22 protein-coding genes are annotated in these 22610 nt (G+C 70.3%); 8 read left to right on the forward strand and 14 right to left on the reverse strand.

All coding sequences use genetic code 11. The features are described 5' to 3' along the window. Window positions 1-5: 5 nt before the first annotated feature. Window positions 6-926, reverse strand: coding sequence for a hydroxymethylglutaryl-CoA lyase (locus AC07RM_RS28395; protein WP_057590718.1), 921 nt, complete (start codon window positions 924-926; stop codon window positions 6-8). A gap of 135 nt (window positions 927-1061) precedes the next feature. Then, a complete protein-coding gene (locus AC07RM_RS28400) occupies window positions 1062-1967 on the reverse strand; it encodes a LysR substrate-binding domain-containing protein (protein ID WP_209543911.1) in 906 nt (301 codons plus the stop codon). 142 nt (window positions 1968-2109) lie between these two features. On the opposite strand from AC07RM_RS28400, the gene AC07RM_RS28405 reads away from it, so the two are divergent. The 5 genes from AC07RM_RS28405 to AC07RM_RS28425 are packed head-to-tail and all read left to right on the forward strand — an operon-like array spanning window position 2110 to window position 6975. Then, window positions 2110-3258 (forward strand): CaiB/BaiF CoA transferase family protein, encoded by a 1149-nt coding sequence (locus AC07RM_RS28405; protein ID WP_209543842.1) that lies wholly within the window; start codon window positions 2110-2112, stop codon window positions 3256-3258. Window positions 3259-3299: 41 nt separating this feature from the next. Beyond that, window positions 3300-4214, forward strand: a complete 915-nt coding sequence (locus AC07RM_RS28410; RefSeq protein ID WP_495336673.1) for a dioxygenase family protein — start codon at window positions 3300-3302, stop codon at window positions 4212-4214. Further along, on the forward strand, window positions 4211-5017 hold the full coding sequence (locus AC07RM_RS28415) for a citryl-CoA lyase (RefSeq protein ID WP_495336674.1): 807 nt from the start codon (window positions 4211-4213) through the stop codon (window positions 5015-5017). Before AC07RM_RS28410 ends, AC07RM_RS28415 begins: the two co-directional genes overlap by 4 nt. Then, window positions 5014-5964 (forward strand): Bug family tripartite tricarboxylate transporter substrate binding protein, encoded by a 951-nt coding sequence (locus AC07RM_RS28420; protein ID WP_495336675.1) that lies wholly within the window; start codon window positions 5014-5016, stop codon window positions 5962-5964. Before AC07RM_RS28415 ends, AC07RM_RS28420 begins: the two co-directional genes overlap by 4 nt. A 45-nt stretch (window positions 5965-6009) precedes the next feature. After that, window positions 6010-6975, forward strand: coding sequence for a Bug family tripartite tricarboxylate transporter substrate binding protein (locus AC07RM_RS28425; RefSeq protein ID WP_495336676.1), 966 nt, complete (start codon window positions 6010-6012; stop codon window positions 6973-6975). Between the two features lie 7 nt (window positions 6976-6982). Here the strand turns inward: AC07RM_RS28425 and AC07RM_RS28430 are convergent, their stop codons facing one another. Both AC07RM_RS28430 and AC07RM_RS28435 read right to left on the reverse strand, forming a co-directional pair. Next, window positions 6983-7903, reverse strand: a complete 921-nt coding sequence (locus AC07RM_RS28430; protein WP_203203009.1) for a 2-hydroxyacid dehydrogenase — start codon at window positions 7901-7903, stop codon at window positions 6983-6985. Between the two features lie 54 nt (window positions 7904-7957). Further along, window positions 7958-8347 carry a hypothetical protein gene (locus AC07RM_RS28435; protein WP_495336677.1) on the reverse strand — a complete coding sequence of 130 codons (390 nt, stop codon included), beginning with the start codon at window positions 8345-8347 and terminating at the stop codon, window positions 7958-7960. A 118-nt stretch (window positions 8348-8465) separates the two neighbouring features. On the opposite strand from AC07RM_RS28435, the gene AC07RM_RS28440 reads away from it, so the two are divergent. Continuing rightward, the gene (locus tag AC07RM_RS28440; RefSeq protein ID WP_057590706.1) at window positions 8466-8780 is read left to right on the forward strand and encodes an EthD family reductase; all 315 of its coding nucleotides are present in this window, start codon (window positions 8466-8468) and stop codon (window positions 8778-8780) included. Between the two features lie 24 nt (window positions 8781-8804). On the opposite strand, the gene yfcF is transcribed toward AC07RM_RS28440, so the two are convergent. The 8 genes from yfcF to AC07RM_RS28480 all read right to left on the reverse strand — a co-directional run bounded on the left by yfcF (window position 8805) and on the right by AC07RM_RS28480 (window position 18701). Then, window positions 8805-9434 (reverse strand): glutathione transferase, encoded by a 630-nt coding sequence (yfcF, locus tag AC07RM_RS28445; protein WP_495336678.1) that lies wholly within the window; start codon window positions 9432-9434, stop codon window positions 8805-8807. After that, a complete protein-coding gene (locus AC07RM_RS28450; protein WP_495336679.1) occupies window positions 9434-10414 on the reverse strand; it encodes a DUF4349 domain-containing protein in 981 nt (326 codons plus the stop codon). The genes yfcF and AC07RM_RS28450 overlap by 1 nt, the downstream gene beginning before the upstream one ends. A 242-nt stretch (window positions 10415-10656) precedes the next feature. Further along, window positions 10657-12657: an acetyl/propionyl/methylcrotonyl-CoA carboxylase subunit alpha gene (locus tag AC07RM_RS28455; protein WP_495336680.1), complete on the reverse strand. Its 2001-nt coding sequence runs from the start codon at window positions 12655-12657 to the stop codon at window positions 10657-10659. Further along, window positions 12650-13321: a DUF4126 domain-containing protein gene (locus AC07RM_RS28460; RefSeq protein ID WP_057590703.1), complete on the reverse strand. Its 672-nt coding sequence runs from the start codon at window positions 13319-13321 to the stop codon at window positions 12650-12652. The genes AC07RM_RS28455 and AC07RM_RS28460 overlap by 8 nt, the downstream gene beginning before the upstream one ends. A 16-nt stretch (window positions 13322-13337) precedes the next feature. Then, window positions 13338-14138, reverse strand: a complete 801-nt coding sequence (locus AC07RM_RS28465; protein WP_495323365.1) for an enoyl-CoA hydratase/isomerase family protein — start codon at window positions 14136-14138, stop codon at window positions 13338-13340. Window positions 14139-14151: 13 nt separating this feature from the next. After that, entirely contained in the window at window positions 14152-15759 is a 1608-nt protein-coding gene (locus tag AC07RM_RS28470) for a carboxyl transferase domain-containing protein (protein WP_057590701.1), read from the reverse strand. A gap of 41 nt (window positions 15760-15800) precedes the next feature. Next, window positions 15801-17474 (reverse strand): AMP-binding protein, encoded by a 1674-nt coding sequence (locus tag AC07RM_RS28475; protein ID WP_495336681.1) that lies wholly within the window; start codon window positions 17472-17474, stop codon window positions 15801-15803. Between the two features lie 54 nt (window positions 17475-17528). Then, on the reverse strand, window positions 17529-18701 hold the full coding sequence (locus AC07RM_RS28480; protein ID WP_057590699.1) for an isovaleryl-CoA dehydrogenase: 1173 nt from the start codon (window positions 18699-18701) through the stop codon (window positions 17529-17531). A 141-nt stretch (window positions 18702-18842) separates the two neighbouring features. On the opposite strand from AC07RM_RS28480, the gene AC07RM_RS28485 reads away from it, so the two are divergent. Both AC07RM_RS28485 and AC07RM_RS28490 read left to right on the forward strand, forming a co-directional pair. Further along, window positions 18843-19913, forward strand: a complete 1071-nt coding sequence (locus tag AC07RM_RS28485) for an AraC family transcriptional regulator (protein ID WP_495323367.1) — start codon at window positions 18843-18845, stop codon at window positions 19911-19913. Further along, window positions 19910-20452 carry a zinc metalloprotease gene (locus tag AC07RM_RS28490; RefSeq protein WP_093348215.1) on the forward strand — a complete coding sequence of 181 codons (543 nt, stop codon included), beginning with the start codon at window positions 19910-19912 and terminating at the stop codon, window positions 20450-20452. The genes AC07RM_RS28485 and AC07RM_RS28490 overlap by 4 nt, the downstream gene beginning before the upstream one ends. A gap of 9 nt (window positions 20453-20461) precedes the next feature. On the opposite strand, the gene AC07RM_RS28495 is transcribed toward AC07RM_RS28490, so the two are convergent. Both AC07RM_RS28495 and AC07RM_RS28500 read right to left on the reverse strand, forming a co-directional pair. Then, window positions 20462-21433 carry a tripartite tricarboxylate transporter substrate-binding protein gene (locus AC07RM_RS28495; RefSeq protein ID WP_495336682.1) on the reverse strand — a complete coding sequence of 324 codons (972 nt, stop codon included), beginning with the start codon at window positions 21431-21433 and terminating at the stop codon, window positions 20462-20464. Between the two features lie 47 nt (window positions 21434-21480). Further along, window positions 21481-22551: a Rieske 2Fe-2S domain-containing protein gene (locus AC07RM_RS28500; protein WP_495336683.1), complete on the reverse strand. Its 1071-nt coding sequence runs from the start codon at window positions 22549-22551 to the stop codon at window positions 21481-21483. Window positions 22552-22610: the final 59 nt, after the last annotated feature.

The following is a 22610-nucleotide window of genomic DNA, read 5'->3' on the forward strand; positions in this document are numbered from 1 at the left end:
GACGCTCAGCCCGCGCGCTTGGTCCGGATCGCCTTCGAGGCGCGCGAGTTCGGCTCGCGGCCCAGTGCTTCGCTGATGTAGACGCCGGCGTCGATCAGCTTGTCGAGGTCGATGCCGGTCTCGATGCCCATGCCGTGCAGCATGTAGACCACGTCCTCGGTCGCCACGTTGCCGGTCGCGCCCTTGGCATAGGGGCAGCCGCCGAGGCCGGCCGAGGAGGACTGGAAGTTCCACACGCCCAGCTCGAGCGCCGCCAGCGTGTTGACCAGCGCCTGCCCGTAGGTGTCGTGGAAGTGGCCGGAGATGGCGTCGACGCCGAAGTGGGCCAGCGTGGCCTCCATCGCCGCCTGCACCTTGCGCGGCGTGCCCACGCCGATGGTGTCGGCCACGTCGACGCGCTGCACGCCGATGCCCTTCATCAGCTGCGCGAGGTAGCCGACCTTGGCCGGGGCGATCTCGCCTTCGTAGGGACAGCCGACCGTGCATGACATCGCGCCGCGCACGCGGATGCCCTTGTCGAGCGCCGCGGCCACCACGGGCGCGAAGCGCTCGATGCTCTCGGCGATCGAGCAGTTGATGTTCTTCTGGCTGAAGGCCTCGCTGGCGGCGCCGAACACCACGATCTCGTCGGGCCATTCCTCGCGCGGCGCGGCGATGGCGGCCTCGAAGCCCTTCAGGTTGGGCGTGAGCACCGAATAGCGCACGCCGGGCTTGCGCTTTATGCCGTGCATCACCTCGGCGTTGTCGGCCATCTGCGGCACCCACTTCGGGCTCACGAAGCTGGTGACCTCGATCTCCTCGAGGCCGGCGTCCTGCAGCCGGTGCACCAGGCCGATCTTGGTTTCGGCCGAAACCGGCTGCTTCTCGTTCTGCAGCCCGTCGCGCGGGCCGACGTCGACGATCTGGACGCGGGTGGGGAGTTTCATGGCTTGTCTCTGGTGTCGCGGGAGGATGGAAAAGCGGAATCCATTGTCCGGCAGATGGGCCCGGCCTGCCTGGTACACAAGGCGCGGAAGGTAGCAATGCGCGCCAGAGCGGTTGCAAATGGTGCCAGTCGTTGACTAGCCGTCGCTGCGCTCGAGCATGCTGGTGCGGAACGCCATCTTGCGCACGATGGCCGCGAAGGCGCGCGTGGGCGCCGCCTCGCGCGCCTTCGGCGCCCACAGCATGCCGGGCGTGCGCACCGGCGTCGGGCTCTCGAGCCGCACGGTCGCGAGCCCCGAGTTCGGCAGCACCGCGTTGGCCGAGACGATGGCCGCGAGCCGCGTCTTCGCCACCAGCCCCATGATCGGCGCCAGCGTGTTGATCTCGGCCACCACCTGCGGCTCGGCGCCGCAGGAGCGGAAGCACTCGTCGAGCATCTGTCGCGTGGCGAAGCTCGCGGGCAGCAGCGCCATCGGCAGCCGGTGCAGCTCGACCATGCGCAGGCGCTTGCGCCGCGCCAGCGGATGGTCGTGCGCCACCACCAGCACCATCTCCTCGTTGTAGAGCGGCTCGAACTGCAACGGCCCGGGCTGGGCCGGCCGGTAGGCGATGCCGAGGTCGAGCGTGCCCTGCTGCAGCCGCTGACCGATCAGGTCGGCCGCGAGCTCGTCGACCATTACGCGCACGCGCGGATAGCGCTGCTGGAAGCCCGCGATGCAGTCGGGAATGAAGCCGAGGTTGAAGGTGTGGGTGGAGCCGATGCGCAGCTCGCCGGCCGCCTCCTGCGGGTCCTCGCGCAGCGCGCCGAGGCCGCGGTCGATCTCCTGCAGCGCGCGCGTGGCGTGGTGCAGGAAGGCCTCGCCGGCCTCGGTCAGCGCCACGCGCTTGCCGATGCGGTCGAACAGCGGCCGGCCCAGCTCCTCCTCGAGCTGCTTGATCTGGTGCGACAGCGTCGACTGCGTGACGTGCAGCCGCTCGGCCGCGCGCGTGAAGTTGAGCGAGCCGGCCAGGGCGCTGAAGTAGCGCAGGTGCCGCAGTTCCATGGAGGCCTTCCGTTGCGTCGAACGATCGATGCCATCGATGGTATCCATGCAAAACCATCATTGTTAAAAAACGGGCCGCCTGCATAGAGTTCGCTCCCATCCCGCGAGGGCATGACACGACACGACAGCAGGAGACACACGAGTGCACAAGGTCCTCAGCGGCATCAAGGTGCTGGAGCAAGGCACGTTCATCACCGGGCCGGCGGCCGGCATGTTCCTGGCCGACCTCGGCGCCGAGGTGGTCAAGGTGGAGCAGCCCGGCAGCGGCGATCCGTTCCGTTCGTTCCGCGGCGGGCTCTACAGCCCGCACTTCCAGACCTACAACCGCAACAAGCGCAGCGTCACGCTCAACCCCAAGCTGGCCGAGGACGCGGCGGTGTTCGACGAGCTGGTGAAGGACTCGGACGTCTACATCCAGAACTTCCGCCCTGGCGCGGCCGAGCGGCTGGGCGCGGGCGAGACGCGGCTGCGCGAACTCAATCCGCGGCTGATCTACTGCGCCATCAGCGGCTTCGGCCAGACCGGCCCGGCCGCGGCGCGCCCGGCCTACGACACGGTGGCGCAGGCGGCCAGCGCCTTCCTCAAGCTCTTGGTGAACCCTGCCAATCCGCGCGTGGTGGGCCCGGCCGTGGCCGACGCGATGACCGGCTTCTACGCGGCCTACGGCGTGCTCGGCGCGCTGGTCGAGCGCGGGCGCACCGGCCAGGGCCGCAAGGTCGAGGTCTCGATGCTCGAGGCCATGTGCCACTTCAACCTCGACGCCTTCACGCACTACTTCTCCGAGAACGAGATCATGGGTCCGTTCAGCCGGCCCAGCGTCTCGCAGTCGTACGTGCTCGAGTGCGCCGACGGCCTGTGGATCGCGCTGCACATGTCCTCGCCCGAGAAGTTCTGGCAGGGCCTGGCCAACGCGATCGAGCGGCCCGACCTGTTCCAGGACGCCCGCTTCGCCACGCGCGAGGGCCGCATCGCGCACCAGAACGACCTGATCGCGCTGCTCGACGGCCTGTTCCGCGCGCGCACGCGCGCCGACTGGTGCGCGCGGCTCGAGGCCGAGGACGTGCCGCATGCGCCCATGTACGACACGCGCGAGGCCATGGAGGACCCGCAGGCGCGCCACCTGCAGCTCGAGGTCAGCGCGCCCCATCCCGAGGGCGGCGACTGGCGCACCATCCGCTCGCCCGTGAGCTTCGACGGCGAGCGCGCGCTCGAGGTCACGGCGCCGCCGGTGCTGGGCGCCGACAACGCGGCGATCGTCGAACCCATACGCCGACGCCTGCGGCAGCGCTGACGCATTCCCACCCCAGAAGAAAAGAACGGAGACAAAGCCCCATGACCCCATCGAACGCCGACGAACTGACCCGGGCCGCGCTGCAGCGCCTCGACGGCGCGGCCGACCCGCGCTTCGCGCGCATCATGCAGTCGCTGATCGAGCACCTGCACGCCTTCATCCGCGAGGTCGACCTGCAGCCCGCCGAATGGATGGCCGGCATCGAGTTCCTCACCGCCGTCGGCCAGGCCTGCGACGACAGGCGCCAGGAGTTCATCCTGCTGTCGGACACGCTGGGCGCCTCGATGATGGTGGTGATGCTCGACCAGCTGCGCGCCGCCGCGCTGGCCGGCAGGAACGGCGAGGCGCTGCCCGCGACCGAGACCACCGAGGCCACCGTGCAGGGCCCCTACTACTGGGACGGCGCGCCCGAGCTGCCGCTGGGCGCCGACATCGCGCCGGGCGTGCGCGGCGAGCCGGCCTTCTACAGCGGCCGCGTCAGCGACACGCGCGGCGAGCCGCTCGCGAACGCGCTGCTCGACATCTGGTCGGGCGACGGCGAGGGCGTCTACGACATGCAGGTCGAGGGCGCGGGCATGGCGGCGCGCGCGCGCATCCGCACCGACGCCGAGGGCCGCTACTGGTTCTGGTCGATCAAGCCCTCGTACTACCCGGTACCGGTCGACGGCCCGGTGGGCCGCATGCTCGACGGCATGGGCCGCCATCCGAACCGGCCCGGCCACATCCACATGAAGGTGGCGGCCGAGGGCCACGTGCCGGTGACCACGCACCTGTTCGTCGCGGGCAGCCCCTACATCGACTCCGACGCGGTGTTCGGCGTGCGGCCCAGCCTGCTCGTCGACTTCGAGGCCCATGCGCCGGGCCGCGCGCCCGACGGCCGCGCGCTCGAGCGGCCGTACTGGTCCGCGCACTACGACTTCCATCTGCAACCCGCCACCTCGAACGCCCTCCCATGAAAATCGGCAAATCCACCGTCCCGCGCACCGCCATCTGCACCTCGGACGAACACACCATCGTCGTGCGTGGCCAGGACCTCTGCCGCGACCTGATCGGCCGCGTCTCGTTCTCGGACTACTTCTTCCTGCTGCTCACCGGCCGCCGTCCCGACGCCGCCTGCAGCGCGGTGCTCGACGCCACGCTGGTGGCGATCGCCGAGCACGGCCTGGTGCCCAGCGTGCAGGCCAGCCGCATGACCTTCGCGGCCGCGCCCGATGCGTTGCAGGGCGCGGTGGCCGCGGGCATCCTGGGCTGCGGCTCGGTGATCCTCGGCGCGTCCGAAACCGCGGGCCGGCTGTTCGCCGGCGTGGCGGCGCGCGTCGACGCGGGCGAGGCGCTCGACGCCGTGGCGGCCGACACCCTCCGCGCGCTGAAGGAAGGCCGCCAGGCCATCCCCGGCTACGGCCACCCGCTGCACAAGGCCAACGATCCGCGCGTGGACCGGCTGATCGAGGTCGCGACCGAGGCCGGCGCCGACCTGCGCTACGTGCAGATCGCGCAGGCGCTCGAACGCGCCATCCCCGCCATCATGGGCCGCGAGCTGCGCATGAACGTCTCGGCCGCGATCCCGGCCGTGCTGCTGGGCGTGGGCTTCCCGGTGGCCTCGCTGCGCGGCGTGCCGATCCTCGCGCGCACCGCGGGGCTGATCGCGCACCTGGCCGAGGAGGCCGAGACGCCGAGCGGCTTCGCGCTGTCCTACCAGGCCACGCGCGAGCTGCAGTACGAGGGCGAGCTGCCCGCCGGCTTCGGGAGCGCGGCATGAAGCGCCGCCTGCTGCTGGCCGGCGCGCTGCTGGCCACGGGCGCGGCGCTCGCGCAGGCGCCGGGCGCCGCGCGGCCGCTGAAGATCGTCGTGCCCTTCGGGGCCGGCACCTCGACCGACATCGTCGGCCGCATCCTGGCCGATGCGCTGGGCCGCCAGCTCGGCACCGGCGCGATCGTCGAGAACAAGCCCGGCGCGGGCGGCTCCATCGGCAGCGAGCAGGTCGCGCGCGCCGGTGCCGACGGCCAGACCCTGCTGCTGGGCACGGTGGGCACGCACGCCATCAACCCCTCGCTCTACAAGCGCCTGAGCTACCAGCCGCTGCGCGACTTCGTGCCGCTGGGCTTCATCGGCGCCACGCCCACGCTGCTGGTGGTGCCTGCCGGCTCGCCGTGGAAGCGCGTGGCCGACCTGGGCAACGCGAGCGGCAACGTGAACTTCGCCTCGGCCGGCAACGGCACCTCGGGCCACCTGGCCGGCGAGCTGCTCAACGTGCGGCTCGGCAAGAGCTTCATGCACGTGCCCTACCGCGACGGCGCGCAGGCCATGACCGAGCTGATGGCCGGCAACGTGCAGTTCATGTTCTATCACCCGGCCGCGGTGCTGCCGCAGGTGCGCGCGGGCAAGCTGCGCGCGATCGGCGCCTCGGGCGCGAAGCGCAGCGCCGCCGCGCCCGAGGTGCCCACGCTGATGGAGCAGGGCGTGAAGGACTTCGACCTCGTCGCCTGGTTCATGTTGTATGCGCCCGCCGGCATGCCCGCCGTGCAGCGCGACCGGCTGCGCGAGGCCACGCGCCAGGTGCTGGCCCAGCCCGAGGTGCGCGAGAAGCTCACGCAGCAGGGCATCGAGCAGGCCGAGATGAATGCCGACCAGCTCGACGCCTTCGCGCGCACCGAGATCGCCAAGTGGGGCGAGGCGGTGCAGCGCTCGGGCGCGCAGGTCGATTGATCGGTTCGATAAAAAAAGCGGGACCTCCCGCGACAGGAGACAGACATGCGTACCCGATTCCAATGGCTGGCCGGCCTCTTCCTGGCCCTGGCCTGCAGTCTCGCCCTGGCCCAGGGCACGGCCTGGCCCAACAAGCCTATCCGCATCGTGGTGGGCTTCGCGCCCGGCACGCCGCCGGACATCTTCGCGCGGCTCTACGGCGACTACATGGGCAAGCAGCTCGGCGTGCCGGTGGTGATCGACAACAAGCCGGGCACGGCCGGCAACCTCGCCTCCGACACCGTGGCCAAGGCGCCGCCCGACGGCTACACCTTCCTCTACAACCTCTCGACCGCGTTCACGATCAACCCCTACATCTACGCCAAGCTGCCCTTCGATCCGCAGAAGGACCTGGTGCCGGTCGCCACCACGATGCGGCAGGGACTGGTGCTGATCGCGAGCCCGAAGCTGCCCGCGAAGTCGATCAAGGAACTGCTGGCCGCCGCGAAGGCGAAGCCGGGCTCGATCTCGCATGCCTCCTACGGCGCGGGCAGCCCCTCGCACCTGATCGTGGAATGGCTCAAGGACGAGACCGGCACCGACATGCTGCACGTGCCCTACCGCGCGAGCCCGGTGGCCGACGTGATCGGCGGCCAGGTCGACACGGTGATGGAGCCGATCGCCACCGGCTATCCGCTGATCAGCAGCGGCCGCGTGCAGGCGCTGGCCTATTCGGGCCCGAGCCGGCATCCGTCCATGCCCGAGGTGCCCACGCTCGCCGAGGTGGTGCCGGGCCTCACGATGACCTCGTGGCACGGCCTGTGGGCGCCGGCCGCGACGCCGGCTGCGGTGCAGCAGCGCTTCAACGCCGTGATGATCGAGGCCAGCAAGGACCCCGATCTCGCGAAGCGCATCCGCGAGCTCAACAGCGAGCCGCTGGGACTCACGCAGGCCGAGATGGCCGCGGCGCTGCGGCGCGACGCGGAGATCTACAGCCGCATCGTGAAGGCGAAGAACATCCGCGTCGACTGAGCGGCGCTCAGTAGCCGCGCACCGGATCGACCACGCCCGCGACCGGCAGCCCCTGCTCCATCGCGCGGATCTTCCCGGCGATCTGCGCGATCGACTCCTCGCGCAGCGTGCGCGCCGAGCCATGCGGCGTCACGACGATCTTGGGATGACGCCAGAAGGCATGGTCGGCCGGCAGCGGCTCGACCTGGAACACGTCGAGCGTGGCGCCCGCGAGCTGGCCGCCGTCGATCAGCGGGATCAGGTCGTCCTCGACCAGGTGCGCGCCGCGCGCGATGCTGATCAGATAGCCCTCGGGCCGCAGCTTGCCGAGCGTCTCGCGGTTGAGGATGCCGCGCGTGGCCTCGGTCAGCGGCAGCAGGTTGACCAGCACGCGCGTGGACGACAGGAACTCGTCGAACTGCGCCTCGCCGCTGAACACGCGCACGCCCTCGATCTGCTTGGGCGAGCGGCTCCAGCCCAGCACCGGGAACTCGAACTGCGCGACCGCCTTCGCGACCCGTTCGCCGAGCACGCCCAGGCCCATGATGCCGACCGGGAAGTCGCTGCGCGCCTTCGGCCGGCGGTAGCTCCACTTGCCTTCGCGCGCATCGGCCTCGTAGGCATCGAACTCGCGGAAATGGCGGATCAGCGTGTGGCACACGTACTCGGCCATCTGCACCGACATGCCCGCGTCGTCGAGCCGCACGATGCGCGTGCCGGTTGGAATGCGGAGCTTGAGCAGCGCGTCGACGCCGGCGCCGATGTTGAAGATGCCGCGCAGCGCGGGCTGCTCGTCGATGAACTGCTGCGGCGGCGCCCACACGACCGCATGGTCGGCCTGCGGCGCGCCGGGGCGCCAGGCCTCGATCTCGGCGTCGGGCAGTTCGGCCTTCAGGCCTTCGATCCAGGGGTCGGGACGGTTGTCGGTGAGGTAGACGGTGATTCGCATGGAGCGAATCTTAGAGGCCCCAAGCGGCGGCGACGGTCGCCGAGGCGGCCCTCCTCACCACTCGCGCCATTCCTCGGTGATGTCCTCGCCCTCGGTCTCCAGGCCCGCATGGCTCGCGGCCGCGATGATCAGCTCGCAAAGGTCCTCGCGCTGGTCGGTCTCGATCAGGCTGCCCTCGCTGTCCTCGTTGAGGCGGTTGAGCTGCAGCACCACGCGCTCGACGGCCGCGAGGATCGCGGCGTCGCATTTCGCCTCCGAGGCCTCGTCGATCGCCGCCAGCGTCGCGAGGTACTCGTCGACGATCTCGGCGCAGCGGTCGACCTCGGCCTGCGTGTAGCCGGGGTCGAATTCGGGATCGTGGTCCGCGTCTTCCTCGTCGTTGCGCATGTAGTCGACCATGCTCGCGAGGGTCTTGTCCTTCAGGGCCTGCAGTTCGGGTGTCATCGGTCTGTCGCTCCGTTCGTCTAAGAGATCGCCGCACGAGCGCCGGGGCGACAGCGCACGCCTTGTGTGCTCTTGCGCCATCTCCTATGCTCGATCGTTCAATCCGGAGACCCTACCCATGATCAAAGTCAGTGTGATGTATCCCTACACCGAAGGCGCCCGCTTCGACCACGACTACTACCGCGACAAGCACATGCCCCTGCTGAAGGCGCGCATGGGCGATGCCTGCAAGTCCTACACCATCGACAAGGGCCTGGCCGGCGGCGCGCCGGGCGCCAAGCCCACCTATGTCGGCATGTGCCACGTGTTCTGCGATTCCGTCGAGGCCTTCCAGGGTGCCTTCGGCCCGCATGCCAAGGAGATCCTCGGCGATGTGAGGAACTACACCGACATCGCGCCGGTGATGCAGATCAGCGAAGTGGTCGTCGGCTAAGAAGGAACTTGTCGCGCCGCCGCTTCAAAGCGGCGGACGCTCCATGTGCACCCAGCGCTGGACCGAGGGCCGCTGCCATTGCGCGGCGGCATAGGCGGCCAGGCGCGGCGGCACGGCATCGCCGTTGAGCCGCAGGCGATTCAGCATCAGGGCCGCATCGAGATCGGCCACGGACCACGCACCGAACAGATGCTCGGCATCGGGCGGCAGCAGCGTCTCGATCACCTCGAAGAGCGTTGCCGCGGCCGAGCGTGCCGCCTCCGACAGCGGCGCCTGCGTGGGGCCATAGAACAGCACCTCGGTCGAGCGCTCGACCCGGATCGGCATCAGGTCGCTGCGCAACCAGGCCTGCAGCTGGCGCGCCCGCGCGCGGTCGCGCGGTGCGCTCGGGTAGAGGGGCGTGCCCGGGAACAGCTCCTCGAGGTACTCGGTGATGGCCGACGACTCCAACAGCGCGAAGTCGCCGTGGACCAGCGTGGGCACGCGCCGCGTCAGCGACAGGCGCGAGAAACCGGCCGCCCGGTCCTCCCGCGCCGCCAGGTCCACGGTCGAAAGCTCGAAGGCCAGTCCCTTCTCGTGCAGCGCCACGAACACCGACAGGGCGTAGGGACTGGCGAACTGGGCATCGACGTGGAGGTGCAGCAAGGCGGTCATCACGCGATCTTAGAAGCACGCCGGCGCAGCCACAGCCGGCGCACGCCCCACAGCACGGGCACCAGCAACAGCAGCCACGGCAGCACCGCCGCCACGAAGGTGATCAGGCTGCCCACGCTCTCGGCCAGCACGCGGCCCGCGTTGCGCAGGGCCTGCGTCATCGGGTTGTAGCTCTCGCCGCCGCCGACCAGCGCGCGCACGGTCGTGAACTGGATCTGGATGTGCTGGTTGCTGGTCTGCTGCTGCAGCACCTTGCGCTGCGTCGCCGAGGCATCGAGCTCGGCCTGGGTGTCGGCCAGCGTACGCTGGATCTGCAGCAGGTCGGCCATGGTGCGCTTGGTGGTGGTGTCGCGCAGCATGACGCGCAGGCTGTCGCGGAACTCGGTGCGGTTCTTGATGCGCGCCTCGACGTCGATCACCTCGGCGGTCTTGTCCTCGCTCGTGGTGTTGTGCGCCACCACCTTCGCCACGCCCGCGAGGCCGGCCAGCAGCTTCTCGACATCGGCCGGCTCCACGCGCATCTCGAGCGTGGCATTGCCGGCCTGCTGCGGCGTCTCGCGCAGCAGCGAGGACGACAGCAGCTCGCAGCGCAGGGTGCCGCAGAGGTCGCGCACCTTGCCCCAGGATTCGGCGAGCTGGTCGGGCGCGACCTCGACGTTGAGGTCCTGGCGGATCGCGAGGTAGCGCTGCAGCGGCGCGCTCTCGCTCGCCTGCTTCTCGGCCTGCTGGTCGAGCGACATCGCGGCGGGCGCGGGCGGTGCCGGCTCGGCCATGCGCATGCGCCTGGACTCCATCGCGCCGCCGGCCGCGTAGTTGCCCGTGGGCCGTGCCACGGCGGTATCGACCTCCGAGGCCGCGTCGCGCCGCTCGCAGGCGCCGAGCGTCAGGGCCGCGGCCAGCGCGAGCAGCAGCATGCGCGGACGGGCGCCGAGGCGCTGGAAGGGGGAGAACGAAGAGAGCTGCGGCGGGCGATGCGTCATGAAGAATCCTTCAAGGGAAGTGGGCATCGCGGTGATACGGCCTGTCGGCGGCGCCGGGGTTAAAACGGCGCCGCCATCTGGTAACAGCTTGCAAGCCCCGTGGACCGGGGCCGCGGATTCAGAAGGTGTGAAGGAACCGTCGCGAGCGCCCCGAGGTCGCGTCGAGGACCGGAGCCGTACTCACGTACGGCGAGGACCGCAGATGCGAGATCGGGGCGCGCAGCAGGTTCATTCACGCCTTCTCAGGCCGCTGCGGCCATGCGCAGCAGCTCATCGCCCTCGGCCACCTGCTCGCCGGGCGCGAACAGCAGCTCCTCGACCGTGCCGTCGGCCGGCGCGGCGATGGTGTGCTCCATCTTCATCGCCTCCATCACCGCCAGCGGCTGGCCGCGGCTGACCTTGTCGCCGGCCTTGACCGCGAAGGACACGACCTTGCCCGGCATCGGTGCCGTGAGGCGGCCGCCCTCGGCCTGCGTGTCGCCGGCATGGGCGAGGCGGTCGATGGCGGTGATCCGGGTCGCGCCGGCCGCGGCGAAGACATGGGCCGTGGCGTCGTCGAGGTAGACGTCGAGCGTCTGGCGCTGGCCCGCGAACTCGAGCTCGATCTCGCCCGTGGGCAGGCGGCCGACGACCAGCGGACCGGTCACGCCGCCGGCCTCGAGCCACAGGCTGCCGTCGCGCTTGTAGGTCAGCAGCGCGCTCTGCTCGGCGCCGCGGAATTCGAAGTCGAAGCGGCGCGTGTATTCGCCGAGCGCGCGCCAGCCGTCGCGGCGCGCGAAGGGATCGATGCTGCCGGCCGGCGCCGCGGCGAGCGCGGTGCGCGCCACGGCCGCGGCCGCCGCCAGCGGCAGGCCCAGGGTCTCGCGGTCGAACAGCACGGCACGCTCGCGCTCGATCAGCGCGGTGTCGAGGTTGGCCTTCGAGAACGACTCGGTCGCCAGCACGCCGCGCAGGAACTGCACGTTGGTCGCCACGCCCACGATGTGGGTCTGAGCCAGTGCCGCGTCGAGCCGCGCGAGCGCCTCGTCGCGCGTGGCGCCATGCACGATCAGCTTGGCGATCATCGAGTCGTAGAAGGGCGAGATCTCGCCGCCCTCGCGCACGCCGTCGTCGATGCGCACGCGGCTGCGCTGGAAGGCCGTGGCCTGCGGCTTGCGGTAGATGCGCAGGGTGCCGGTGGCGGGCAGGAAGTTGTTGTCGGGGTTCTCGGCGCAGATGCGCGCCTCGATCGCATGGCCGTGGATCCGCAGCTCGGACTGCTGCGCGGGCAGCGTGCCGCCCGCGGCGACGCGCAGTTGCCATTCGACGAGGTCGAGGCCGGTGATGGCTTCCGTCACGGGATGCTCGACCTGCAGGCGCGTGTTCATCTCCATGAAGAAGAAATTCATTTCTCCGCCGTCGCGCTGCTCCACGATGAACTCCACCGTGCCCGCGCCCACGTAGTCCACGGCACGCGCCGCGGCCACCGCGGCCTCGCCCATCTGCTGGCGCATCGCCTCGGTCATGCCGGGCGCGGGCGCTTCCTCGAGCACCTTCTGGTGGCGCCGCTGCACCGAGCAGTCGCGCTCGAACAGGTAGACGTAGTTGCCGTGGCTGTCGCCGAAGACCTGGATCTCGATGTGGCGCGGGCGCTGCACGTACTTCTCGATCAGCACCGCGTCGTCGCCGAAGCTGTTGATGGCCTCGCGCTTGCACGAGGCCAGCGCGGCCTCGAAGTCGGCCGCCTTGTCGACCGCGCGCATGCCCTTGCCGCCGCCGCCCGCGCTGGCCTTGATCAGCACCGGGTAGCCGATGCGGTCGGCCTCGCGCTGCAGCAGCGCCGGGTCCTGGTCGTGGCCGTGGTAGCCGGGCACCAGCGGCACGCCGGCCTTCTCCATCAGCTGCTTCGACTCGGCCTTCAGGCCCATGGCCTTGATCGCCGAGGGCGGCGGGCCGATGAAGACCAGGCCGGCGTCGGCGCAGGCCTGCGCGAACTCCTCGTTCTCGCTGAGGAAGCCGTAGCCCGGATGCACCGCCTCGGCGCCCGTGGCCTTGGCGGCCTCGAGGATCTTCTCCCAGCGCAGGTAGCTGTCCTTCGGCGCGCTGCCGCCCAGGTGAACCGACTCGTCGCAGGCGCGCACGTGGTTGGCATGCGCGTCGGCATCGGAGTACACGGCGACCGTGCGGATCGCCATGCGGCGCGCGGTGGCGGCGACACGGCAGGCGATCTCGCCACGGTTCGCAATCAGGATCTTCTTAAACATTGGACGAGTCTCCCGGAGGATTCTTTTTCAGTTGAAACGCGGGCACGACGCCCGGATCGGGCCGGCCGCTGAAGATGCGGGCGACGCGGGAGAACAGCGCCTTGAGGAAGCGCCAGCTCTTGCGGATCAGCCACACGCTCGCGACCAGCACGAGCACGAACAGCACGAGGAAGACGAAGGGATGCGCCACGGCCAGCCACAGGCCCGCGGGCACCATGGTGTCTTCCACCAGCGAGGCGCCCACGTTCGAGAACGGCTCGGGCGAGGTGTTGATGGCCGCGCGCGTGGTGGCCTTGGCCGCATGCGCGGTGGCCGCGAAGCCGCCGCCGAGCAGCGCCGCCACCAGCGCCATCGCACCGTGGTCGACACCGAACACGCTGGCCGCGAGCGCCGCGCCGGCCGGAATGCGGATCGCGGTGTGGACCACGTCCCAGAGCGAATCGAGGCCCGGGATCTTGTCGGCGAAGAACTCGACGAACACCATGAAGCCGCTGGCCGCGATCACCACCGGATGCGCGAGCAGTTGCAGCCCGCCCGGCAGCGGCACCCACCCGAGGTAGCCGACCAGGCCCGTGAGCAGCACCACCAGGTACAGCCGCACGCCGCTGGCCCAGCCGATGGCGGCGGCCAGGGCAAGCAGCTGGGGCATGTCGAGCGCGGTCATGGGATGAAGGAGCCGGTCAGGACGACGCGCCCGCGAGCCAGGACGGCTTGCGCTTCTGCAGGAAGGCCTGCACGCCCTCGCGGCCCTCGTCGCTGGCGCGGATGTCGGCGATGCCCTCGACCGTCTTCGCGATCAGCGCATCGTCGATCTCGCGGCCCGCCACGTCGGCCACCAGCTGCTTGCAGGCCCGCACGGCGGCCGGGCTCGCGCCGGTCAGCGCCTTCAGCAGCTCGTCGACCTTGGCATCGAGCGCATCGGCCGCCACCACCTCGTGCACGAAGCCGATGCGGTGCGCCTCGGCGGCGCCGAAGCGCTCGGCCGTGAGGAAGTAGCGCTGCGAGGCACGCGTGCCCATGGCGCGCAGCACGTAGGGGCTGATGGTGGCGGGCACCAGGCCGATCCTGACCTCGCTCAGGCAGTACCAGGCGCTGTCCACGCTCACGGCCATGTCGCAGGCCGCGACCAGCCCCATGCCGCCCGCGTAGACATCGCCCTGCACGCGCGCGATGGTCGGCTTGGGGCACTCGGCGATGGTGCGCAGCATGGCGGCGAGCTTGCCGGCGTCGGCGATGTTCTCGTCGCGGCTGTAGTCGGCCATGCGGCGCATCCAGTTGAGGTTGGCGCCGGCGCAGAAGGCCGGGCCGTTGGCGCCCAGCACGATGGCCTTGACCTGCGGTGCCGCGCCGGCCTCGGTGAAGGCCCGCGTCAGCTCGGCGATGACCACGTCGTCGAAGGCGTTGCGTGCCTCGGGCTGGTCGAGCCAGATGCGCGCGACGGCGCCGTCGATCGTGAGTTGCAGCTTGGTGAAGTCGCTCATGCCGCGTTCCTCCTCACATGCGGAAGATGCCGAACTTCGGCTCGGGGATCGGCGCGTTGCGCGCGGCCGCCAGGCCCAGCGCGAGCACGCGGCGCGTGTCGGCCGGATCGATGATGCCGTCGTCCCACAGCCGCGCGGTGGCGTAGTAGGGATGGCCCTGGTCCTCGTACTGCTGGCGGATCGGCGCCTTGAAGGCCTCTTCCTCGTCGGCGCTCCACTGGCCGCCCTTGGCCTCGATGCCGTCGCGCCGCACGGTCGCGAGCACGCTCGCGGCCTGCTCGCCGCCCATCACGCTGATGCGCGCGTTGGGCCACATCCAGAGGAAGCGCGGGCTGTAGGCCCGGCCGCACATGCCGTAGTTGCCGGCGCCGAAGCTGCCGCCGATGATGATGGTGAACTTCGGCACGTTGGCGGTGGCCACGGCCGTCACCATCTTGGCGCCGTGGCGCGCGATGCCTTCGTTCTCGTACTTGCGGCCCACCATGAAGCCGGTGATGTTCTGCAGGAACACCAGCGGCGTCTTGCGCTGGCAGCACAGCTCGATGAAGTGCGCGCCCTTCTGCGCCGACTCGGAGAACAGGATGCCGTTATTGGCGACGATGCCCACCGGCATGCCCTCGATCTCGGCGAAGCCGCAGACCAGGGTGGCGCCGAAGCGGGCCTTGAACTCGTGGAACTCGCTGCCGTCGACCACGCGCGCGATGATCTCGCGCACGTCGAAGGGCTTGCGCGTGTCGGTGGGGATCACGCCGTAGAGCTCCTCGCGCGGGAACGCGGGCTCGCGCACCGCGGCCTTGGCCGGGCCCTCGGCCGCCTTCGCGTTGAGGTTGGCCACCGCCGAGCGCGCGAGCGCCAGCGCATGCAGGTCGTTCTGCGCCAGGTGGTCGGCCACGCCCGACAGCCGCGTGTGCACGTCGCCGCCGCCCAGGTCCTCGGCCGTCACCACCTCGCCGGTGGCCGCCTTCACCAGCGGCGGGCCGCCCAGGAAGATGGTGCCCTGGTTCTTCACGATGATCGATTCGTCGCTCATCGCCGGCACGTAGGCGCCGCCCGCGGTGCACGAGCCCATGACCACGGCGATCTGGCCGATGCCCTGGGCGCTCATGTTGGCCTGGTTGTAGAAGATGCGGCCGAAGTGCTCGCGGTCGGGGAACACCTCGTCCTGGTTCGGCAGGTTGGCGCCGCCCGAGTCGACCAGGTAGATGCACGGCAGCCGGTTCTGCTCGGCGATCTCCTGCGCGCGCAGGTGCTTCTTCACCGTCATCGGGTAGTAGGTGCCGCCCTTCACGGTGGCGTCGTTGCACACCACCATGCAGTCGACGCCGTTGACCCGGCCGATGCCCGCGATGATGCCGGCGCCGGGCGCGTCGCCCTTGTACATGCCGTGCGCGGCCAGCGGCGACAGCTCGAGGAAGGGCGTGCCCGGATCGAGCAGCTCGGCCACGCGCTCGCGCGGCAGCAGCTTGCCGCGCGCCGTGTGCTTGGCGCGCGCGGCCTCGCCGCCGCCTTGCGCAACCGCGGCGAACTGCGACTGCAGGTCGTCGACCAGCGCGCGCATGGCGGCGGCATTGGCCTGGAAGTCGGCCGAGCGGGCGTTGAGTTTGGTTTCGAGTTGGGTCATGGTGCAGTCAATGTCGGGAACGGGGCGCGCGGCCCCCGTGTTCAGGCGGTGCGCGCTTCGTCGAGGCCGAGCTCGGCCTTCATCTCGTCGCGGATCTTGAACTTCTGGATCTTGCCGGTCACGGTCATCGGGAAGGCCGGCACGAAGCGGATGTACTTCGGCACCTTGTAGTGCGCGATCTGGCCCTTGCAGAACTCGCGCACCTCTTCCTCGGTGACGCTCTGGCCGGGCTTGGCGATGATCCAGGCGCAGAGCTCCTCGCCGTACTTGCGGTCGGGCAGGCCCACCACCTGCACGTCCTGCACCTTGGGATGGCGGTAGAGGAACTCTTCGATCTCGCGCGGGTAGATGTTCTCGCCGCCCCGGATCACCATGTCCTTGATGCGGCCCACGATGTTGACGTAGCCCTCGGCGTCCATGGTCGCGAGGTCGCCGGTGTGCATCCAGTGCTCGGCATCGATGGCCTCGCGCGTCTTGGGCTCGTCGTCCCAGTAGCCGTGCATCACCGAGTAGCCGCGCGTGCAGAGCTCGCCCGACTGGCCCGGCGGCATGGTCCTGCCGGTCTCGGGGTCGACGATCTTCACCTCGAGGTGCGGCTGCACCGTGCCCACGGTCGACACGCGGCGGTCGAGCGGCGTGTCGGTGCTGCTCTGGCAGCTCACCGGGCTGGTCTCGGTCATGCCGTAGGCGATGGTGATCTGCGCCAGGTGCATCTCGCTGACCACGCGCTTCATCACCTCGATCGGACACGGCGAGCCGGCCATGATGCCGGTGCGCAGCGTCGAGAGGTCGAACTCCTTGAAGCGCGGATGGTCGAGCTCGGCGATGAACATCGTGGGCACGCCATGCAGGCCGGTGCACTTCTCGGCCTGCACCGTCTCGAGCACGGTCAGCGGATCGAAGCCGTCGTTCGGATAGACGATGGCCGAACCGTGCGTGAGGCAGGCCAGGTTGCCGAGCACCATGCCGAAGCAGTGGTAGAGCGGCACCGGGATGCACAGCCGGTCGTCCGGCCCGAGCTTCATGCACTCGCCGATGAAGAAGCCGTTGTTGAGGATGTTGCGGTGCGTCAGCGTCGCGCCCTTGGGAAAGCCCGTGGTGCCGCTGGTGAACTGGATGTTGATCGGGTCGGTGGCCTTCAGCGTCTTCTGCACCGAGGCCACCTTCGGGTCGGCCGCGTCGCCGCTGGCCAGCAGCGCCGAGAAGCGCCGCATGCCCGGCACCTCGGCGCCCTCGCCGGCCTTGTCGATCCAGAAGGTGTGGGCCAGCTGCGGCAGCCGCTTCGGGCCGAGCTCCTGCAGCATGCCGAGGTAGTCGCTGGTCTTGAACTGCGCCATCGTCACCAGCGCCTTGCAGCCGACCTTGTTGAGCGCGTACTCGAGCTCGGCGGTGCGGTAGGCGGGATTGATGTTGACGAGGATCAGGCCGACCTTGGCGGTGGCGATCTGCATCAGCACCCACGGCGCGTTGTTGTGCGACCAGATGCCCACGCGGTCGCCCGGTGCGAGCCCCAGCTTCAGCAGCGCGCTGGCGAGCCGGTCCGACTCGGCCTGCAGCTCGCGGTAGCTGAAGCGCAGGCCTTCGTGGCGGCTCACGAGCGCCTCGCGATCGGGTTGCCGCTCGACCATGTCGTCGAAGAAGTCGCCGATGGTCTGTTCGATGAGGGGGACGTCGGTGGCGCCCTTGCCGTAGCTCTCGGTCAGTGCTGCAGTCATGTTGATGTCCTTGTCTCCTGGTCTGCGCCCTCCCGCGGGAGGGGGAACGACGGCTTATGCGGTCTCGGCGAACAGCTCGCGCCCGATCAGCATGCGCCGGATCTCGCTGGTGCCCGCGCCGATCTCGTAGAGCTTGGCGTCGCGCCACAGCCGTTCGACCGGGAATTCCTTGGTGTAGCCCACGCCGCCGAGCGCCTGGATCGCCTCGCCGGCCATCCAGGTCGCCTTCTCGGCCGAGTAGAGGATCGCGCCGGCCGCGTCCTTGCGGAAGGTGCGCGCATGGTCGTTGCGGTCGCAGGCCTTGCCCACGGCGTAGACGTAGGCGCGCGTGGCCTGCCAGGTCGAGTACATGTCGGCGATCTTGCCCTGCATGAGCTGGAACTCGCCGATGCTCTGGCCGAACTGCTTGCGCTCGTGGATGAAGGGCAGCACCGCATCCATGCAGGCGGCCATGATCCCCAGCGGGCCGCCCGAGAGCACGGCGCGCTCGTAGTCGAGGCCGCTCATCAGCACCTTTGCGCCCTGGCCCTCGCCGCCGAGCACGTTCTCCTCGGGCACCTCGCAGTTGTCGAAGAACAGCGGGAAGGTGTTGGAGCCGCGCATGCCGAGCTTGTCGAGCTTGGTGCCGGCCGAGAAGCCCTTGAAGCCCTTCTCGACGATGAAGGCGGTCATGCCGCGCGCGCCCATCTCGGGCTCGGTCTTGCCGTAGATCACCAGCGTGTCGGCGTCGCCGCCGTTGGTGATCCACATCTTGCCGCCGTTGAGCACGTAGTAGCCGTCCTTCTTCTCGGCCTTGAGCTTCATGCTGACCACGTCGGAGCCGGCATTGGGCTCGCTCATGGCCAGCGCGCCCACGTGCTCGCCGCTCACCAGCTTGGGCAGGTACTTCTTCTTCTGCGCCTCGCTGCCGTTGCGGTGGATCTGGTTCACGCACAGGTTCGAGTGCGCGCCGTACGACAGGCCGACCGAGGCCGAGGCGCGCGACACCTCTTCCATCGCCACGATGTGGGCCAGGTAGCCGAGCTCGGTGCCGCCGTACTCCTCCTTCACGGTCATGCCGTGCAGGCCGAGGTCGCCGAGCTTCTTCCAGAGGTCGTGCGGGAACAGGTTCTCGCGGTCGATGTCGGCGGCGCGGGGCGCGATTTCATTCGCGGCGAAGTCCTGGATCGCGCTGCGCAGCGAGTCGATGGTCTCGCCCAGGTCGAAGTTCAGGCCGGGATCGTGCATGGGTGTTGTCTCCTCTGAAGGGGGCCGGCGCGTGGGGCTGCCCGCGCCACGACGCGCTGGAAAGGCGCCAGCTTACGCCTCGTCGCGCCGCAATTGGCGCCACAATGGTTGCAATTTGCGCCACGCCGGCACCGCCTCGCCATGTCCTCCCCCTCCTTCCTCCGCCCCGCCCGCGCGGTCACGCCGATGGCCTTCGTGCGAGCCATCGTCAAGGGCTACGAGCGCTACGGCCAGGACCCGTCAGAGGCGCTGAAGGCGGCACAGATCACGCCGCGCGAGCTCGCGCGGCCCGGCGCACGCGTGACGGCGGCGCAGTTCGAGGCGCTGTCGGGCCACGCGATGCAGGAGCTCGACGACGAGGCGCTGGGCTGGTTCTCGCGCCGCCTGCCCTGGGGCAGCTACGGCATGCTGTGCCGCGCCTCGCTGACCTCGCCCGACCTCGGCGTGGCGATCAAGCGCTGGTGCCGCCACCACCGGCTGCTGACCGAGGACATCGGCCTCGCGCTCGAGGTGGCGGGCGGCGTGGCCACGCTGCGCATCGGCGAGAACCGGCCGCTCGATCCGGCCTTCCGCGAGTTCTGCCTCGTGACCAGCCTGCGCTTCATGCACGGCTACATGTGCTGGGCCATCGATTCGCGCATCTCGCTGCGGCAGGCCGGCTTTCCCTTTCCCGCGCCGGCGCACCGCGACGCCTACGCGGCGATGTTCACGCCCGAGGTGCGCTTCGACGCGGCGCGCGCGAGCATCGCCTTCGACGAGCGCTACCTCGCGCTGCCGCTGCAGCGCGACGAGCGCGCGCTGCGCACCATGCTCAAGCGCGCGCTGCCGCTCACGATCCTGCAGTACCGGCGCGACCGGCTGCTGGGCCAGCGCGTGCGCGAGCTGCTGCGCTCGCGCGCCGCCGAGACCACCACCGCCGAGGCGCTGGCCACGCTGCTCAACGTGTCGAGCCGCACGCTGCACCGCCAGCTGCAGGAGGAAGGCAGCTCTCTGCAGGCGCTCAAGAACGAGGTGCGGCACGAGCTCGCGGTCGACCTGCTGCGGCGCACCCACCGGCCGATCAAGCAGGTCGCGCTGGCGGCGGGCTTTCGCAACGAGAAGAGCTTCTCGCGCGCTTTTCTACAATGGACGGGACTCGCACCCAGGGACTTCCGGCAGCAGGCCGCCACGCCAGCGCCCGGGACGCCACGCACCCGAGACCTCCCTCCATGAACGGTTACGCGCGGATTCGCAAGCTCCGGGTCTTCGGCGCCCGGGTCTACATCCACTGGTCCGCCCTCCTGGTCGGGGCCGGCCTGTTCCTTTTGTGCATCCGCACGCCGCTGCTCGCGGTCATCACCATCGTCTCCTACTTCGGCATCATCTTCCTGCACGAGGCCGGCCACGCGGGCTTCGCCCGCCGCATGGGCTACCGGCCGTTCGCGATCTACCTCGGCGTGATCCACGGCGTGTGCGACTACGAGGAGCCCTACAGCCACAAGGACGAGGCCATCGTGGCCTGGGGCGGCGTCGCGGCACAGATGATGGTGGCGCTGCCGCTGATCGCGCTGGCCGCCACCACGCCGCTGGCGAGCGTGCGCGGGCTCGGGCCGGTGGTCGCCTTCCTCGGCTACTTCAACCTCGTGTTCGCGCTGCTCAACCTGGTGCCGGTGGCACCGCTCGACGGCGCCAAGGCCTGGGCGCTGATCCCGATCGCGCTGGCCGAACGGCGCCACAAGGCGCAGGCCGCGCGCCGCTCCGGCAAGCGCTGAACCCGGCGCTCACTGCGCCTCGATGCTCAGTTCGCGCATGCGCCGCGTGATGACGTCGAACTCGGCGCGGTAGGCGCTGGCGAACTGCTCGGGCGTGCTGTTCATGATCTCGAAGCCGCGGGCCACGAACTGCTGGCCGACCTCGGGCGCGCCCACCACCTCGCGCACCTCCTTCGCGAGCCGCTCCACGATGGGCTTCGGCGTGGCCGCGGGCGCCAGCAGGCCGATCCAGACGTTGCTGTCGTACAGCGGGTCGTCGAAGCCCAGCTCGTGCATCGTCGGCACCTGCGGCAAGGTGCTCGAGCGCTGGCGCCCGAGCACGGCCAGCGGCACGATCTTGCCGCCCGGCACGTGCTGCATCGCGCTCGCCACCGACGACAGGCCGATGTCGACCGTGCCCGACAGCAGGTCGGTGACCACCAGCCCCTCGCCGCGCTGCGGCACGTGCACCATGCCGCCGCCCAGGCCGCGGTTGAGGCTCTCGCCGGCCAGGTGGCCGAGGCCGCCGATGCCCCAGGAGGCATAGCTGAGCTTGGCGCCGCCGGAGCCGGCCTTGGCCTTGAGGTCGGCGAGGCTGCGCAGGCCCGAGCCCGGATGGGTCGAGATCAGCGCCGGGCTGCGCACGATCTGCGTGATCGGCGCGAAGTCCTTGCGCGGGTCGTAGGCCAGCGTGCGGTAGAGCGCGGTGTTGTTGATCTGCGAGTCGGTGATCGTCATCAGCAGCGTGTAGCCGTCGGCCTTGGCGCGCGCCACCTCGGCGGCGCCGATGGCACCGGCCGCGCCCGCCTTGTTGTCGACCACCACCGGCTGGCCCAGCGCCTTCGACAGGCGCTCGCCGACGGTGCGCGCCACGTAGTCGGTGGCGCCGCCGGCCGGATAGGGCACGACGATGCGGATCGGCCGCGAGGGGTAGGCCTCCTGGGCGGCGGCGGGAATGGCGAAGGCCAGCGCGGCGCAGGCGATCGAAAGCAGCTTGAGCATGGGTCTTGTCTCCTCGTGGGTTCTTGTGGGTTCCGGTGCGCAGCGCTTCAGCAGCTCGCGGAGCGCTCGGGCCGCGCGAGCTGCGGGGGCACCTCGTTGTGCCGCTCGTCCTCGAGCGCCTGCGCCACCAGCCGGCGGAACTGCACCAGCGCCGAATCCATGGCCAGCGGCAGCATCGGCAGCAACGGCGCGTGCTCGATGTTGCGGGCCTGCGCGGTGATCATGTCGCGGTCCTCGTTGAAGGCCACGATCAGGCTGTCGTAGAGCGTGCGCGTGAGCTGCTCGCCGCCGAGCGAGGGCCGGTGCGCCTGCTGGAAGAAGTAGTGGGTGCTGGTCTCGGTCTCGGGCGTCAGGGTCTGGCAGCTGTGCAGCTCGACGGCATGGCGCATGTCGCCCTCGGCGTCCTCCACGGGACGCCCGCCCGACTGCATCAGCAGCGTGCCCGGCAGCACGAAGTCGTAGACGAACCAGCGGTCGAAGCGCGCATCGGGCGCGAAGGGCCGCGCACCGGCCCAGTGCGCGGGCGGCGGCACGTTCTCCACCCGGCGCGTCACGCGCAGGCCGCGCTCGATCTTCTCGATCTCGGGCCGCGCCTGCGCGATCGCGGTCGAGCCGCCGAGCGTCTTCTCGTGCACGTAGCTCAGGTGCGAGAAGTCCAGCAGGTTGTCGCAGATCAGCAGGTAGGGCGTGTCGTAGTGCAGGTAGCCCGGGATGTGGCGCCACTCGGGGTGGTCGCACGAGAAGTTGTCGGGCAGCAGCGCCGTGTCGGCGCGCTCGGCCTCGCCCATCCACACGAACACCCAGCGGTTGCGCACCGCCACCGGGTAGCTGCGCACCCGTGCGCGCGGCGGCACCGTCGCCATGCCCGGCACCTCGACGCAGAGGCCGCGCGCATCGAACTTGAGGCCGTGGTAGCCGCAGCGCACGCAGTCGCCCTCGCGCCGGCCCTTGGACAGCGGCGCGTGGCGATGGCAGCAGCGGTCCTCGAGCGCCACCACCTCGCCCTGCGCGGTGCGGTACAGCAGCAGCGGCTCGCCGATCACGGTGCGGTTGAACAGGCCCTCGGCGGGAATCTCGTGGTCCCAGGCGACCACGTACCAGCAGTTGCGGATGAACATGCGCGTTCTCGTCTCCATCGTGTGCGGCGGGATCGTGTGCCCGCCGCTGCCGCGATCGT

The sequence above is a fragment of the Variovorax sp. GW821-FHT09B05 genome, from assembly GCF_059418265.1.

Bases quoted from the DNA above. Each gene is read 5' to 3' on its own strand.
- AC07RM_RS28465 (WP_495323365.1), bottom strand. From the start codon at position 14,138: ATGAGCGACTTCACCAAGCTGCAACTCACGATCGACGGCGCCGTCGCG.
- AC07RM_RS28450 (WP_495336679.1), bottom strand. From the start codon at position 10,414: ATGACGCATCGCCCGCCGCAGCTCTCTTCGTTCTCCCCCTTCCAGCGC.
- AC07RM_RS28415 (WP_495336674.1), top strand. From the start codon at position 4,211: ATGAAAATCGGCAAATCCACCGTCCCGCGCACCGCCATCTGCACCTCG.
- AC07RM_RS28475 (WP_495336681.1), bottom strand. From the start codon at position 17,474: ATGACTGCAGCACTGACCGAGAGCTACGGCAAGGGCGCCACCGACGTC.
- AC07RM_RS28435 (WP_495336677.1), bottom strand. From the start codon at position 8,347: ATGACACCCGAACTGCAGGCCCTGAAGGACAAGACCCTCGCGAGCATG.
- AC07RM_RS28410 (WP_495336673.1), top strand. From the start codon at position 3,300: ATGACCCCATCGAACGCCGACGAACTGACCCGGGCCGCGCTGCAGCGC.
- AC07RM_RS28480 (WP_057590699.1), bottom strand. From the start codon at position 18,701: ATGCACGATCCCGGCCTGAACTTCGACCTGGGCGAGACCATCGACTCG.
- yfcF (WP_495336678.1), bottom strand. From the start codon at position 9,434: ATGACCGCCTTGCTGCACCTCCACGTCGATGCCCAGTTCGCCAGTCCC.
- AC07RM_RS28395 (WP_057590718.1), bottom strand. From the start codon at position 926: ATGAAACTCCCCACCCGCGTCCAGATCGTCGACGTCGGCCCGCGCGAC.
- AC07RM_RS28440 (WP_057590706.1), top strand. From the start codon at position 8,466: ATGATCAAAGTCAGTGTGATGTATCCCTACACCGAAGGCGCCCGCTTC.
- AC07RM_RS28420 (WP_495336675.1), top strand. From the start codon at position 5,014: ATGAAGCGCCGCCTGCTGCTGGCCGGCGCGCTGCTGGCCACGGGCGCG.
- AC07RM_RS28495 (WP_495336682.1), bottom strand. From the start codon at position 21,433: ATGCTCAAGCTGCTTTCGATCGCCTGCGCCGCGCTGGCCTTCGCCATT.
- AC07RM_RS28460 (WP_057590703.1), bottom strand. From the start codon at position 13,321: ATGACCGCGCTCGACATGCCCCAGCTGCTTGCCCTGGCCGCCGCCATC.
- AC07RM_RS28455 (WP_495336680.1), bottom strand. From the start codon at position 12,657: ATGTTTAAGAAGATCCTGATTGCGAACCGTGGCGAGATCGCCTGCCGT.
- AC07RM_RS28430 (WP_203203009.1), bottom strand. From the start codon at position 7,903: ATGCGAATCACCGTCTACCTCACCGACAACCGTCCCGACCCCTGGATC.
- AC07RM_RS28490 (WP_093348215.1), top strand. From the start codon at position 19,910: ATGAACGGTTACGCGCGGATTCGCAAGCTCCGGGTCTTCGGCGCCCGG.
- AC07RM_RS28500 (WP_495336683.1), bottom strand. From the start codon at position 22,551: ATGTTCATCCGCAACTGCTGGTACGTGGTCGCCTGGGACCACGAGATT.
- AC07RM_RS28425 (WP_495336676.1), top strand. From the start codon at position 6,010: ATGCGTACCCGATTCCAATGGCTGGCCGGCCTCTTCCTGGCCCTGGCC.
- AC07RM_RS28485 (WP_495323367.1), top strand. From the start codon at position 18,843: ATGTCCTCCCCCTCCTTCCTCCGCCCCGCCCGCGCGGTCACGCCGATG.
- AC07RM_RS28470 (WP_057590701.1), bottom strand. From the start codon at position 15,759: ATGACCCAACTCGAAACCAAACTCAACGCCCGCTCGGCCGACTTCCAG.
- AC07RM_RS28400 (WP_209543911.1), bottom strand. From the start codon at position 1,967: ATGGAACTGCGGCACCTGCGCTACTTCAGCGCCCTGGCCGGCTCGCTC.